At 71.9% G+C, this 15,435-nt stretch carries 5 protein-coding genes and 1 pseudogene; all 6 read left to right on the forward strand.

Going from position 1 to position 15,435, the window contains the following annotated elements; all coding sequences use genetic code 11:
• A partial coding sequence (locus Q4I23_RS22185) for a non-ribosomal peptide synthetase (protein ID WP_498527639.1) occupies positions 1 to 10,078 on the forward strand: 10,078 nt, incomplete at its 5' end.
• Entirely contained in the window at positions 10,078 to 11,109 is a 1,032-nt protein-coding gene (locus Q4I23_RS22190; protein ID WP_498527640.1) for a TauD/TfdA family dioxygenase, read from the forward strand. The genes Q4I23_RS22185 and Q4I23_RS22190, both read left to right, overlap by 1 nt.
• Positions 11,106 to 12,755 carry an ATP-binding cassette domain-containing protein gene (locus Q4I23_RS22195; protein WP_498527641.1) on the forward strand — a complete coding sequence of 550 codons (1,650 nt, stop codon included), beginning with the start codon at positions 11,106 to 11,108 and terminating at the stop codon, positions 12,753 to 12,755. Before Q4I23_RS22190 ends, Q4I23_RS22195 begins: the two co-directional genes overlap by 4 nt.
• Positions 12,752 to 14,404, forward strand: a complete 1,653-nt coding sequence (locus Q4I23_RS22200) for a cyclic peptide export ABC transporter (RefSeq protein WP_498527642.1) — start codon at positions 12,752 to 12,754, stop codon at positions 14,402 to 14,404. Before Q4I23_RS22195 ends, Q4I23_RS22200 begins: the two co-directional genes overlap by 4 nt.
• Entirely contained in the window at positions 14,404 to 15,144 is a 741-nt protein-coding gene (locus Q4I23_RS22205) for a thioesterase II family protein (RefSeq protein ID WP_498527643.1), read from the forward strand. Before Q4I23_RS22200 ends, Q4I23_RS22205 begins: the two co-directional genes overlap by 1 nt.
• A gap of 74 nt (positions 15,145 to 15,218) precedes the next feature.
• A pseudogene (locus Q4I23_RS22210) lies at positions 15,219 to 15,435 on the forward strand (hypothetical protein); the annotation flags it as partial.

The following is a 15,435-nucleotide window of genomic DNA, read 5'->3' on the forward strand; positions in this document are numbered from 1 at the left end:
CCCCACCCCACCCCTGGCGGAGCGGCTGGACGCCGCGACCACTACGGCCCTCGCCGCCATCGCGAAGGCGCAGGCCGTCGGTCTGCACGGGCTGCTGCTGGCGATCCTGGCGGCCGAGGTGCGGCGGCGTGGCGGGCGGAGCGACCTGATCCTGGGTACCGGCGTTTCGCTGCGCCCGGCGGGTGCAGAGGACACCGTTGGGCATTTCGTCAATCTTGTGCCGGTCGTCCTGCCCGGCGCTGCGGCGGCACTGGCCGGACAGATTCGCGCCGCCCAGGAGGCGCTGACGGAGGCAGTCGGACACGCCGGTCTGCCCGCCAACCTGATCCAGCGGGAGTTCCGCCAGCGCCGGCCCGACGCGCTGCCGCCAGCCCGCCCCAACCTCTTCTCGGTGGCGCTGACCGCCAACCCTCCGCGAACCAGCGCCGATCCGGCCAGCGGCCTGTCGCTGTCCCCACGCCGCTTGCCCGGCGCGCTCGCCCACCCCGCCGCCGGCCTCGACCTCGCCTTCAGCCACGAGCCGGTGACGGCGGAGGACGGCGAAGGACTGGAACTGGCGCTGCTGTGGAACCCGGATGTCTATACGGAAGCCACCGCGCGCTCCTGGCTGGCTGGCTTCGCCGCCTGGGCGCGCTGGCTGGCCGCCGACCCGGCACGGGTGGAATCCCCGCTGCCCGCGCTGCTCCCGGAGGAGACGGCCCTTCTCGACCGCTGGGAGCACGGCGAGGAGCGCCCGCGCCCGGCCCGCCGCGCCCATGAGCTGTTCGAGGAGATCGCCGCCCGCAATCCAGACCGCCCCGCCGTGGTCACCCTCAGCGGCGTGCAGACCTATGGCGACCTGAACCGGGACGCCGACCGGATCGCCGCCGCCCTGCTGCGCTGCGGTGTGGCGCGGCAGGAGCCCGTGGCGGTGCTGACCGGCTGCTCGCCAGGCCTGCCTGCGGCGGTGCTCGGAATCTGGAAGGCTGGGGCGGCCTATCTTCCGCTGGCCCACGACTTGCCGCCGGAGCGCATGGCCTACATGGTCCGCGACGCCGGCATCCGGTTGCTGATTGCGCTGGACGGCCAGCCCGTCCCGTCCGCCCTGGCCGAAGCCGTGCCGACGCTGATCCGCTCGGACATCCTCGAAGGCTCCGCCACACCGACCGCCGTGGCTGGGGCGCCGGACGACCTCGCCTATATCATCTACACCTCCGGCACCACCGGGCATCCGAAGGGCGTGGCGGTCCGGCACGATGGCTTCATCAACGCCGCGCTTGCGACCGGGGAGACGGTCGGCCTGCGGGCGGACGACCGCATGGCGCTGGCGGCGACGCCGGGATTCGACGCCTCGCTGTGGGAACTCGGGCTGGCTCTGCTGCATGGGATGGCGCTGGTTCCCGTGCCGCCGGACCAGCGCGACGACCCCTGGGCGCTGAAGGACGCCTACGCGGCGCTGGGCGTCACCGTGGCCTTCCACGCCCCCTCCTACCTGCGGGTCAGCCAGGAGAAGCCTTTCCGCGGCCTGCGTGTCCTGCTGACCGGCGGAGAGGCGCCGAACGCCGAAGATGCCCGCCACCACGCCGCCGATCTCGCCTTCTGGAACGCCTATGGCCCGACGGAGGCCAGCATCCTCGCGTCCATGGGCCGCATCCTGCCCGACAGCGGACGCGGCGGGCCGGTGCCCGCCGGGCGCCCACTGCCCAATTGCCGCGTCACGCTGCGTCGTCCGGACGGTGCGCCGGTTCCTCCGGGCCTGCCGGGAGAAGTGTGGCTGGGCGGGTTGGGCCTCGCCCGCGGCTACCTCAACAACCCGGAACTGACCGCGCGCGCCTTCGCCGAGACAGCGGAAGGCCGATTCTACCGCACCGGCGATCTGGGCCGCTGGACGGCGGACGGTCAACTGGTCCTGTGCGGACGTATCGACCATCAGGTGAAGCTGCACGGCCAGCGCGTCGAGCTTGCCGAGATCGAGCAGGACCTGCTGGCCCACCCTGCCGCCGCGCAGGCGGTCGTCCTGGTGGACGCCGTGGCGGAGGGCACCAAGGCCCTGCGCGCATTCGTCCGTGCCAAGGACGGCGCCACCCTGCCCGACGAGGAGGCGTGGCGCGCCTTCCTGGCGGACCGCCTGCCCGCCTTCATGGTGCCGGCCAACGTGACGGCGGTGGACAGCGTCCCCCTGACACCGGCGGGCAAGATTGACCGTGACGCCCTGCTCCGCCTTGCCCATTCCCATTCCGATGGCCACGCCGCCAGGGCGGAGCGGCAGGCACCGCTGGACGGGCTTGAAAGCCGGATTGCCGCCCTGTGGGGCGGTCTGCTGGGCGAGGAGGTCGCGCGCGGCGACAATTTCTTCGCGCTCGGCGGCAACAGCCTGCTGGCGGTGACCATTGCGCACCGGCTTTCCCAGGACCTGGGTGTGGCCGTTCCGGCGCGCGCCCTGTTCGCCGCCCCGACCCTGGCCGGCTTCGCCCGCAAGGTGGCGGAGCTGCGCGACGCGGAAGCGCCTCAGGCCGACGAATCCGACCTCGCCACCGAAGGGGAGCGCGAGTTCTGGGTGGCCGAGGCGGCGGGGCTGGACACGCGGCCCTTCATCATCCCAGTGATCCGCACCGTGGAGGGGGAGTTTCCGGACGCGGCCCGCTGGTCGGACGCCTGGACGGCGCTCGCCGAGCGGCACGAGGCGCTGCGCACGACCTTCGCCGAGGACGCCGAAGGACGGTTGCGCCGCGGCATCACCCCCACCATCGACGTCACTCCGGAACTGTCCAAGCAACCCGACCGCGCCGCGGCTCTCGCCCACATCCGCGCCCGCCAGGGTGAGCCCTTCGCTATGGCGACCGCGCCGCTGTGGCGCGCTGGGCTGGTGACGCTGGCGGACGGCGGTGCGCCGCTGTTCTGGATGGCGATGCATCATTCCATCGGCGACGGGCGCTCGGTCGGCATCCTGCTGGAGGAATTGACCGCGTTGCTGGCGGGTGAGCGCCTGCCACCCTCGCCCACCAGCAACGCCGCCATGGCCGCCCGCGAGCGTCGCTATCTGGATGGCCCGGACCGCGCGGCGGACGAGGCCTATTGGGGGCAGCACCTGTCCGCCCTGCCCGCCGAGGCGTTCGACGACTGGCCGCTCGACACGCCGCGCGCTGCCGGGGTCGCACCGGGCAGCCACCGCTTCGAGCTGCGGTTGGACCCGGCCACCGCCGCGGGGCTGAAGGCCGTTGCCCGTCGGCACGAGGCCAGCCTGCACGCCGTGCTGCTGACCCTGCTGGCGCGCGAGGTGCGGCGGCGCACCGGGCGCGGCGCCGTCACCATCGGCACCACCGGCGACATCCGGGAAACCGCCGAGGATGCGCGGGTCGTCGGTTACGGCGTGAATATGTTGCCGCTGGCCCTCCGGCCCGCTGCCGGGCTGCCTTTCGCAGCGGAGTTGCGCGCCACCCAGGCGGCTCTGGCTGGAGCGCTGCAACACGCCCGCCTGCCCTTCGCGCGGATCTGCCACGGCTTCTGGGCGGATCGCCCGCAGCAGCGCGACCCGGCCCGCTACCCGCTGTTCGACATCGCGGTGACGGAAAACCCGCAAGCCGGCCCCGTCCCCGGCGCGCTGCGCCTCGTCCGCCCCGATGGCGACGGGCTGGCCTATGAACGCACCGGCCATTCGCCGGGCCAGGACATGGTGCTGATCCATGAAGGGCTGGCCGACGGCGGGCTGCTGCTGCAATGGCACGTCAACGCCGCGCTCTACGCCAAGGACACGGCGGAGCGCTGGTTCGACGCGCTGGCCGGCTGGGCGCGCTGGCTGGGGAACGATACCGCCCGCGCCGAGGCAATGCCGCCCGCCCTGCTGCCGGAGGAGGAGGAGGCGCTCGCATCATGGGAGCATGGCCCGACGGTGGAGCGCCCGGCGCTGCCCTTCCACGCGCTGTTCGAGCGGCTGATCGACCGGCCCGGCACCGGCCAGGGCGGGCGTCCGGCGGTCATCGCCGCCGACCGGGTTCTGACCTACCGCGCCGTCGAGGCGGAGGCCAACGCCATCGCCCACGCCCTGAAGGAGCGCGGGGCGGAGCGCGGCAGCGTGGTCGGTGTGCTGACCGGCCGCTCGCCCAACCTGCCCGCCGCGCTTCTCGGCGTGTGGAAGGCGGGCGCCGTGTATCTGCCGCTCGCCGCCGACCTGCCGGCGGAACGGCTGGCCTTCATCGCCGAAGACGCCGGGGCGGCCCTGCTGCTGGCGCTGGACGGAGCGGCGGTGCCCGAGGCGCTGTTGGCCCTGCCGCTTCTGCGTCCGGAGGATCTCTCCGCCGATTTCCGCACCGCCCACGCCCATCGTCAGCAAACCGCGACGGGGCCGGAGGACACCGCTTACATCCTCTACACCTCCGGTTCCACCGGTCGGCCCAAGGGCACGCCGGTCAGCCACGGCGCCTATGTGAACATGGTCTTGGGCGCCGTGGAAACCTTCGGCCTGACCGCCGAGGACCGGACATTGATGTTCGCCTCGCCGTCCTTCGACGTATCGCTGTCGGACATCGGCGTGCCGCTGGCCGCCGGGGCGACGCTCTGCGCGGTTCCGTACGCGGTGCTGAGCGCGCCGGCTCGCCTGATGGCCTTCCTGGCAGAGCAGCGGGTGACCGTCGCCGACCTCACCCCGACCTATCTGCGCCTGTTCGACGGGGCGGAGCTGCCCTCGCTGCGCATCCTGGTGACCGGGGGCGAGGCGCCCTTGGCGGCGGACGTGCGCGCCTACGCCGGGCGGTTGCGCTATTACAATGCCTACGGCCCGACCGAGAACACCATCACCAGCGCCATGGGGTTGTTGGGCGCGGAGGACCGGGGCTTCCTGCCCGTCGGGCGCCCGCTGCCCAACACGTCGGTTCATATCCGCGACGCGGCGGGCCGCCCGGTGCCGCCGGGGGCGGTGGGGGAGATCTGGCTGGGCGGCGCCAACCTCGCCCGCGGCTATCTGAACCGCCCGGAGCAAGAGGCGGCGGCCTTCGTCGGGACGGGCGCTGGACGGCTCTACCGCTCCGGCGACCTCGGGCGCTGGCGCGCCGACGGCGAGCTGGAGGTGCTGGGCCGCATCGACGATCAGGTGAAGTTGAACGGCATCCGCATCGAACTCGGCGAGATCGAACAGGCGCTGGGCGCCCACCCCGACGTTGCGCAGGCGGTGGCCCTGGTGCAAGGCAAGGCCGGCGTCGCGCAGAGCCTGTGGGCCTTCGTCCGCCCCACCTCCGGCACGCCGGTCCCGGCCGAGGAGTCCTGGCGCGGCTGGCTGGCCGAACGGCTGCCCGCGGTGATGATCCCGTCCGGGCTGATCGCGGTGGAGGCGGTGCCGGTCACGGCGTCCGGCAAGGTGGACCGCGCGGCCCTGCTAGGGCTGATCGCCGGTCACGCCCCGCAGGGTGCGCAGATGGCGCCGCAGGGCCGGTTTGAGGAGACCGTTGCCCGCATCTGGGCGGAGCGGTTGGGCCGCGGCCCGGTCTGGCGCGACGACAATTTCTTCGCGCTCGGCGGCCACAGCCTGCTCGCCATCGCCATCGCCCACGCGCTGGAGACAGAACTGGGGTGCCCGGTCTCCGCCCGCGACCTGTTCACCGAGCCGACCCTGCGCGGCTTCGCCGCCCGCCTCACCGCCGCCATTCCCACGGAATTCCCATCCGATGCCGAATCCGACCGCGCGACCGAAGGTCAGCGTGAGTTCTGGGTGGCCGAGCAGGCCGGGCTGGACACCCGCGGCTTCAACATCCCCCTGACACTGGCCGTGGAAGGCGACGTCCCGGCCGACGACCGCTGGCAAGCCGCCTGGACCACCCTGGCCGAACGGCACGAGGCACTGCGTACCGGCTTCCACGAGGATGAAGGTGGCACGCTCCGCCGCGTCGTCCATCCCATGACCGACGCTCTGGAGATTGGGACAGCCCCCGACCGAACCGCCGCGCTGGACTTCATCCGGGCCTGCCAGACAGCGCCCTTCGCCATGGCCGCTCCGCCGCTGTGGCGGGCCGGGCTGGTGCGGGTGGCGGACGGCAGCGGCGCCCTGTTCTGGCTGGCGCTGCACCATTCCATCGGCGACGGCCTGTCGCTCGGCCTGCTGGCCGACGACCTCGCAGCACTGTTGCGCGGGGTGTCCCTGCCCGACTGCGCGCCCGGCTTCGGCCGCTCCGCCGCCCGGGAGGAAAACTATCTCGTCGGCGAGACCGCCCGGGCGGACGCGGAGCATTGGCGGCGCCTGCTCGCCGGAATCGACCCCGCCGCCTTCCAGGAGTGGCCGCTCGACACCCCCCGTCCGCCGGTGCGCAGCGCGGAGACGGCCAAGGGAAGCCATTGCCACTGCGTACGCCTCGCCCCCGACGTGGCGGAGGCGTTGCGTGCCCTCGCCCGGCGCAACGGCGCCAGCCTGCACGCCCTGATGATGACGCTGATGGCGCGCGAGGTGCGGCGCCGCACCGGCCGGGCGGCGTTCCTGATGGGCACCGCCGCCTCCACCCGCGAAACGGCGGAGGAGGCGGGCGTCGTCGGCTACTATGTCAACATGCTGCCGGTGCCCTTCCGGGTGGACCGGAGCGAGCCGCTGGAACAGGCGGTCAAGGCCACCCAAAGCCGTCTGGCAGAAGCCTTGCGCCATGGCCGCCAGCCCTTCGCCCGCATCCACCAGGAGTTCCGCCGCAGCCAGCCGCAGGCGCATCACCCGGCCCGCTACCCGCTGTTCGATCTGGCGGTGACGGAGAATCCGGCGATGCCCGCCCCGCAGGGCGACGCGCTCCGCTTCGCGGCCGTCGACACGTTCGACGGCGACGGCATCCGGTACGAGCTGCGCCGCAGCGCCCCTGCCCAGGACCTCGTCCTGGTGCATGAGGGGCAGGCGGACGGCGGGCTGGTCCTCCAGCTCTACGCCAACGCCGCCCTTTACGATCGGGAAACCGCCCAGGCCTGGACCGCGGCGCTGGCCGGCTGGGCGCGGCGGCTGGCCGATCCGCAGCGGGCACCGGGCGACGCGCTGCCCGCCCTGCTGCCGGACGAGGAGACGCTGCTCGCCGCGTGGGAGCGCGGCCCGGCGATGCCGCACCCGGTTCCCTGCTTCCACCACCGGTTCGCCGCGCTGGCGCGCTCGCAGCCGGACCGGCCCGCCCTCATCACCGATGACGGCGCGGTCAGCTACGCCGCGATGAACGCCCGCGCCAACGCGCTGGCCCACGCGCTGCTGGCGCAGGGCGTGCGGACCGGCGACGCGGTCGGCGTCCTGACGGAGCGTTCGCCCGCCCTGCCGGAAGCGGTGCTGGCGATCTGGAAGGCCGGGGCCGCCTATCTGCCGCTGACCCGCGACCTGCCGGCGGAACGCTTGGCCTTCATTGCCCGCGACGCGGCCATCCGCTCAGTCGTGGCGCTGGACGGCCATTCCCTGCCCGACGCGCTGGCGCAGCCCGGATACGCCGTCCTCCGCCCGGAATCCTTGGCCGAGGAGTTCCGCGCCGCCCACGCCCATGAGCCCGAGGCCGGAGAACGCAGCCATCCCGGCGATCCCGCCTACATCATCCACACCTCGGGATCCACCGGGGTGCCGAAGGGGGTCGTGCTGCATCATGGCGGGCTGCTGAACCTCGGCCTGTCGATGGCGCGGATGATGGGCGTCCAGCCGGACGAACGGACGCTTCTCAGCTCCTCCCCCTCCTTCGACGCCTGGATCTCCGATTCCGTGATGACCTGGGCGACCGGCGGCGCGCTGGTTCCGATCCGCCGCGCCGAGATGGACGACACCGCCGGGCTGCGCGGCAAGATGGAACGGCTGGGCGTCACCTCCGCCACCTTGCCGCCCTCCTACCTGCGGCTGTTCGAGCAGGCGGACCTGCCGACCCTGCGCATCCTGATGACGGTGGGCGAGCCACCCAACGCCGCCGACGCCCTGCACTACGCGGCCCGGCTGCGCTACATCAACGGCTACGGCCCGACCGAGAACACCGCCGCCGCCAGCATCGGCATCCTGCACCCGGACTCGCCGTGGATAAGCGCCGGGCGCCCGCTGCCCAACACCGCCATCCACATCCTGGACGAGGATGGCGAGCCGGTGCCCCCCGGCGCCGTCGGCCATGTCTGGCTGAGCGGCCTGGGGCTGGCCATCGGCTACCTGAACCGGCCCGATCTGACCGCCGCCGCCTTCGTCGAGACGGCGAAGGGCCGCCGCTACCGCACCGGCGACCTCGGCCGCTGGCTGCCCAACGGCGAGCTTCTGGTTCTTGGACGCTCCGACAGCCAGGTGAAGCTGCGCGGCCAGCGCGTGGAGCTGGGCGAGATCGAGCACCGTCTGGAAGCCTATCCCGGCGTGCAGCAGGCGGTGGCCCTGGTGGACACGCCGCCGGGCGGTGCCCAGACGCTGTGGGCCTTCGTCAGCCTCGCTCCCGACGCCGCGGAGCCGACGCAAGCCGCCTGGGCCGCCCATGCGGCGGCGGCGCTGCCCGCCTACATGGTGCCGGCAGCGGTGATCCGGGTGCCGGCGATCCCGGTGACGGTGGCCGGCAAGGTGGACCGCAAGGCCCTGCTGCAGGCGTTGGCCGACCATGCGCCCTCCGAAGGCACGGCCTCCGGCGCCTACACCCCGCCGCGCAACGCGGTGGAGCAGCGGGTGGCAGAGCTGTGGGCGGAGCAGCTTCAGCGGCCCGTTCCGGGGCGGGAGGCCGGCTTCTTCGAACTGGGCGGCGACAGCCTGCGGGCGATCGCCGTGGTCAATCGCCTGCGCCGCGAATTCGCCTGCAGGATCAATGACCTCTACGAGGCCCCGGTGCTCGCCGACTTCGCGCTGCGCCTGCGGCCCCAGCCGGACCATCTGCACCGCGTCATCGCCGCCGTCCGCACCCACTGGCGGAACTATCAGGCGACCCTGCCCGCTTTCAACGCCGCCCGTGACTGGGCGCTGGCCGAGCAGCAGCGAGCCTACGAGGCGCGGAACGCGGTCTACGACGCCTTCGACGGGGCGGAACGGCGCGATTATGGCGATGTGCTGCTGACCGGCGCCACCGGCTATCTCGGCGCCTACCTGCTGCGGGAACTTCTGTTCGACCCGGCGCGGCGGGTGACCGCACTGGTGCGCGGGGGTAACGACGGGGCCGCCCGTGCGCGGCTGGGCCGCGTGCTGGCCGGCTATTTCGGAGCGGCGGGCGGGGCGGCGCTGATCGGCGATCCGCGGCTGACCGTCCGGGCCGGGGACCTGCGGCGCGACGGGCTTGGCCTCACCCCCACGGTGCACGGCGCGCTGGCGGATGGGGTGCGGGCGGTCTTCCACTGCGCGGCCAACGTCAACCATTTCGGCCACTACGCGGAATTCCACGCCGACAATGTGGAGGCGACGCGCCGGCTCCTCGACCTCGCCACCGCGCGGCGCGGCGACCCGGCGGACTTCCACCTGATCTCCACCCTGTCGGTCACCGGCAAGGCGCCGGAGGATGGCTTCAAACTGGTAACCGAGTACGACGCGGTGCCGGAGACGCTCGACGAAAACTACTACGTCCGCAGCAAGCAGGAGGCGGAGCGGCTGGTCACGGCGGCGCGCAGCGATCTGCGCAACGCCAGCATCCACCGCGTCGGCAACGTCGTCTTCGCGGCGGAGGGCGGGCCACTGCAGTTGAACCTGCGGGACAACGCCTTCTTCCGGCAACTGGCCGCCTTCGTGCGGCTGGGGGTGGTGCCCGACGATTCGCACGTCTGGCTGTGCCACGTCGATCGCGTGGCCCGCGCAGTGGCTCTGCTGGCCGGTGCCGCCGGCCTCGCCAACGAGACGCATCACGTTGAGAACCACCGCCGCGACACGCTGGCCGACTTCGTCACCTCGGCGGCGGGCATGGCGGGTGCTGTGCAGGCGGTCGGCTTCGACGCGCTGCTCGACCGGCTGGAGCGCGCCATCGGCGAACCCGACATGGACGGCGCCCTGGCCCAGACGCTGGAGGGCTTCGGCCTCTACAGCGGGCGCTCCCCCCAGGCGCGCGGCCGGCGGCAGGAACTGACCTCCGAACGCACGCAAGCGCTGCTCGGCCGCCTGGGCTTCGGCTGGCCGCCGGTCCCCCGCGCCGGACAGGCCGACATGCTGCGCGCCGCCGCGGATCTTTTCTCCTGATGAACGCCTCCGGAGCCACCATGCTGAACCACGTCCACGACCTCGGCTTCCGCACCGGGGAGTTCACCGTGGAGCCGCTGCCCGACGCGGAGACCGGGCGGGTCCTCGCCGTCCTGGCCGCCCGCCACGGGACGCAGACCGACGCCGCCGCCCTCGTCCCGGACGGGCGGGAAGCCGACCTGCGCGACGAACTGGCGGAGGCCGCGCCCGGCCTGTCCACCCTGGCCACGGCGATCCGCGACCGGCTGGAGACCAGCCACAGCGGCGTGCTGATCCGCCGCGCCCATCTCGGCCGCCACGACCTGGACACCCGGCGCCGCCTGCTCTACGCGCTGGCCGTCGGCATCGGCGCACCGACCGCGACCGACCGGATCGACCGCAAGGTGGTGTGGGACATCAAGGTCCGCCCCGAGATGGTCCGCAGCGGAGGCGCTTCCACCTTCTCCGAGCACGCCGACGAGGCCGACTTCCACACCGACACCCAGTATTTCCCGAACCCCGAACGCCACATGCTGCTCTATTTTGCCCGGGCGGCGGCCTGCGGCGGCGGGCGGTCCAGCCTGCGCGACGCCCGCTGCGTCCGCGAGGCTCTGGCAGGCAGCGACGAGGGGCGCTGGGCGCTCGACCTACTGTCGCGAACGGCGCTGCCCTTCCGCATCCCCGCCACCTTCACTCGCACCGGGTCGCGGGACGCCGTGGAGGTGACCTTCGCCACCATCTTCGGCGACCGTCCGCTCATCCGCTTCCGCACCGACACGCTGCGCCGCGGGCTGGCCGCCTGTCCGGAGCACGACACGCCGGAGGTCCGCCGCGCGCTCGCCATCCTCCAGGCGGAGCTGGACAACCCGGCGCGGCGGCTGGAGACCTTCATGGAGTCCGACAGCCTGCTGGCGATGAACAACCACGAGGCGCTCCACGGCCGTGGCGCCTTCGCCGACCCGGACCGTCACGCGCTGCGCATCCGCATCGACGATGGCGCGTCGCAGAATGGCGCGCTGCAGGATTCCGCGCCGCAGGATCAGGCGCGATGAACCTCCTCCGCCTGCTGGGACGGCTGGGACCGGCGCCACTGCGCCGGCTGGTTCTCTACGCCCTGGGGTCGGCCCTTTTCTCCACGCTCGTGCTCGCCCTGGTCAACCGCGGGGCGGAGGAGATCGCCGCGGAGAAGGCCGACTTCGTCAACGTGCCTCTGGCCGCCGCCTTCGTCGTCAGCGTCCTCCTCTACATGCTCCTGGAAGGCCGCATGGTCGCCCACCTGTCGGCCGACGCGGAGGAGGTCGTGGACAGCCTGCGCATGCGGCTGCTCGACCAGATCCGCCGCGCCGACCTGTGGAAGCTGGAACGCTTCGGCCAGACTCCGCTGTTCGAAAGCGTGACGCAGAGCAGCCAGCTCATCTCGCAGAATTCGCAGTTCCTGGCGCTGACGGTGCGCTCGGTCCTGCTGACCGGGACGATCCTGCTCTACATCGCCACCATCTCGCCGGTCGCCTTCCTGCTGATCGGCGGGCTGCTCGGCACCGGGACATGGTTCTACATCCGGCTGGGCCGCGCGCTGGAGGAACGGCAGCGCGCCATGATGGCGGAGGAGGCCGCCCTGTTCGAAGGCGTGTCGGACCTGTTTGACGGCTTCAAGGAACAGCGGTTGAACAGCGCCCGCAGCCGCGACCTGAACGCTGCCTTCGACACCGTGTCCGGCCGCACCATCACGGCGCGCGGCGCGGTGCATCTGCACACCTGGCAGCAGTTCGTGTTCGGCGAATGCGCCTTCAACCTGATGCTGGGCGTGGTCGTCTTCGTCGTGCCGTCCTATTCCAGCGCCATCTCGGCGGAGCTGGTGAAGATCACCGCCGCCATCTTCTTCATGTCGGCCCCGGTCTTCGGACTGATGCAATCCCTGGCGGTGATGAGCGCCGCGGAGGCCGCCGCTGGGCGGATGATGGCCCTGGAGGGTCAGCTTTCGGAACTGGCAGAGGCCTGGAGTGACGGTCCCGCCCTGCCGGTGCCGGTCAACTTCGTGGAAGTGCGGATGGAGGGGGTGGAGTTCGCCTTCCCCGCCCCGCCGGGCGAGCCGCCCTTCGCGGTCGGCCCCTTCGACCTGACCATCCGGCGCAGCGAGGTGATCTTCATCACCGGCGGCAACGGGTCGGGAAAATCGACCTTCATCAAGCTGCTGACCGGCCTCTACCACCCGCTGCGCGGGCGGATCACGGTGGACGGGGTGGCGGTCGGGCCGCAGCGCATCGCCGCCTACCGCGAGCTGATGGCGACCGTCTTCGCCGACTTCCACCTGTTCGCCCGCCTCTACGGCCAGGACGCCATCAACCCTGTGGAGGCCGCCGACCTGATGCGCTGGATGGAGATGGAGCGGGTGACCGCTCTGGACGGCGACCGCTTCGGGCGTCGCGACCTGTCCGCCGGGCAGCGCAAGCGGCTGGGCCTCGTCGCCGCGATCCTGGAGAAGGCACCGATCCTGATCCTCGACGAATGGGCGGCCGACCAGGACCCGCATTTCCGCTTCAAGTTCTACCGGGAGGTCGTTCCGGAGCTGAAGCGGCGCGGCCTGACCATCGTGGCGGTGACCCATGACGACCATTATTTCGACGTCGCCGATCGCCGCCTGCACATGGAGGAAGGCCACCTGACCGAACTGACTCTCGCGGCGGAGGGCGTGGCATGAGGCTGGCTACCATCGTCCTGCGCGAGCTTCCGGAGAATCTGCGCACGCTCGCCCTGATGAACGTCCTGTCGGCGATCGCGACCGCGGCGCTGCTCTGGCTGGTCGACGTCGCTGCCAAGGACGCCGCCAAGGGCATCATCAGCCCGCGGCTTCTGGTGATGTACGCGGTCACGGTGACGCTGTTCGGGGTGACCCACAATTACGCGCTGGTCACCGCGTCCCAGGACGCCGAGCGGCTGATCCACAAGATCCGCCTGCGCCTGTTCGATCTGGTGCGCCGCGCCGACCTCATGACCGTGGACCGCATCGGGCGGGCGTCGCTGCACGGCGTGCTGACCCAGGACACCCAGACGCTGGCCCAGACCCTGCCGCTTCTGGCGATCGGCGGGCAGCAGGCGGTGATGCTGGTCTTCCTGGCGGTCTATCTGGCCTGGCTGTCGCCGCTGGCCTGCGTGATGGCCTTCGCCTTCGCCGGGATCGCCGTGGCCGTGAAGGTCGCGCGGGTGCAGCGCCTGCGCCGCAGCATGGTGGAGGCCGCGGCGGCCGAGACGCGTGTCTTCGACGGGCTGACCGACCTGTTGCGCGGCTTCAAGGAGGTGCGGATGAACCGCCGCCGCGGCGACGGGCTGATCCGCGACCTCGCCGACGCCTCGTCCCGGGCGCGCGCGGTGAACGTGGACATGAAGGAGCGATGGGGCCGCAACTTCGCGCTGGTCGAGGCGATGTTCTACACGCTGATCGGCATGATGGTCTTCGTCGTGCCGCTGTTCACCACCGGCTATCACCAAGTGGTGGTGGCGGCGACCACGGCGGCGCTGTTCATCGTCGGGCCGGTCAGCACCGTCTCCTTCGTCACCCCGCTGGTCGCCCAGACCGAGATGGCCCTGTCCAACATCGAGGCGATGGAGGAGCGGCTGCGCGCCGCCGCCGGCAGCGCCCCGGACGAGGGGGCGGAGCGGCTGCCCGGCCCGCCCGCCAGCGTCGCGTTGAAGGCCGCCAGCTTCGCCTATCACGATGGCGAGGGCGCGCCGGTCTTCGCGGTCGGGCCGCTGTCGGCGGAATTCCGGGCGGGCGAGATCACCTTCGTCACCGGCGGCAACGGCTCCGGCAAATCAACCATGCTGCGCCTGCTGACCGGGCTGATGCCGTTGAGCGGCGGTCAGCTCCTCGCCGACGGGGAGCCGGTGCCGGCGGAGCGGATGCAGAGCTACCGCGACATGATCTCGGCCATCTTCTCCGACTATCACCTGTCGCGCCGCCTCTACGGCGTGGACGACCCCGATCCGGCGCGCGTCCGCGCCCTGCTGGAGCGGCTGGAGATGCAGGACAAGGTGACGGTCGCGAACGGCTGTTTCAGCACCGTCGCCCTGTCCACCGGCCAGCGCAAGCGCCTCGCCCTCGTGGTCGCGCAGTTGGAGGACAAGCCGGTCATCGTGCTGGACGAATGGGCCGCCGACCAGGACCCGCATTTCCGTCGCGTCTTCTACGAGGAACTGCTGCCGGAGCTGAAGGCGTTGGGCAAGATCGTGATCTGCGTGACCCACGACGAGCGCTGGTTCGGCCTCGCCGACCGCGTCTATCACATGAACGAGGGCCGCATCGAGGAAGGCCACGACCACCATCACCTGTTCGCACTGGAACCGGCGTGATGGCCCCGACCCCATCCCCCTGGCTGCACAGCGTCCGGCCGGTGTCGGCGCCGCGTCGCACCCTGGTCTGCTTCCCCTACGCCGGGGCCGGCGCCGCCGTTTTCCGCGACTGGGCGTCGGAGGTCGGGCCGGACACGGACCTGCTGGCGGTGCGCCTGCCAGGACGGGAAAGCCGCATCGGCGAACCGCCGCTGCATCGGGTCGAGGACGCCTTGCCCGCCCTGCTGTCCGCGCTGGAACCGCTGGGGAACCGCCCGCTGATCCTGTTTGGCCATTCGCTGGGCGCGGCGCTGGCCTATGCAACCGCGCGTGCTCTGGTGGCGCTGGGCCGCCCGCCCGTCCTTCTGGCGGTGTCGGGGCGTCGGGCGCCGCACCGGACGTCGCGGCGTTCACCCGTCCACGGGCTGGACGAGGCGACCTTCCGCACCCGCCTCGCCGCGCTGGGCGGCACACCGCCCGAGGTGCTGGCCTGCGACGATCTGATGGCGCTGATGCTGCCCATGCTGCGGACCGACTTCGGCATGTCGGACGCCTTCCTCGAACCCGATCCGCCGCTGCTTTCGGTGCCGATCCTGGCCTTCGCCGGGACGGAGGACACCGAGGCCACGGTGGAGGAGGTCGCCGGGTGGGAACGGCTGGCCGGGGCAGGCTTCACACTGCGCACGCTTCCTGGCGGCCATTTCTTCCTGCACGGGCAGCGCGCGTCGATTGTCCGATATTTAACGGAGGAGAGTTTTTGAAACACCCATTGATCGCTGGAATTCTTTTTTGATGGCAAATCCTTTGACGGAAACAACCGCATTCGTTAGCCCATATGACGGTGCCGCCGGCAATCACCGGCGGCGTTTTCGGAGCGGGCCGTCCCTTCGGGGCCGACTGTCGCCGCGGACCAGCCGGTGCGCGGCGTTCATTGCTGATTTTCTCTCGACAACGTCCCTTTTTGGAGCACCACAGCATGGTCAGTGAGAAGGAAACAACGGGTGGCAAGGCGAAGCCGGAAACGGCCGCCGCCCCGGCCCCCACCCCGGCTC

The organism is Azospirillum sp. UFLA03-27, assembly GCF_059803775.1.

Bases quoted from the DNA above. Each gene is read 5' to 3' on its own strand.
- Q4I23_RS22190 (WP_498527640.1), top strand. From the start codon at position 10,078: ATGAACGCCTCCGGAGCCACCATGCTGAACCACGTCCACGACCTCGGC.
- Q4I23_RS22195 (WP_498527641.1), top strand. From the start codon at position 11,106: ATGAACCTCCTCCGCCTGCTGGGACGGCTGGGACCGGCGCCACTGCGC.
- Q4I23_RS22200 (WP_498527642.1), top strand. From the start codon at position 12,752: ATGAGGCTGGCTACCATCGTCCTGCGCGAGCTTCCGGAGAATCTGCGC.
- Q4I23_RS22205 (WP_498527643.1), top strand. From the start codon at position 14,404: ATGGCCCCGACCCCATCCCCCTGGCTGCACAGCGTCCGGCCGGTGTCG.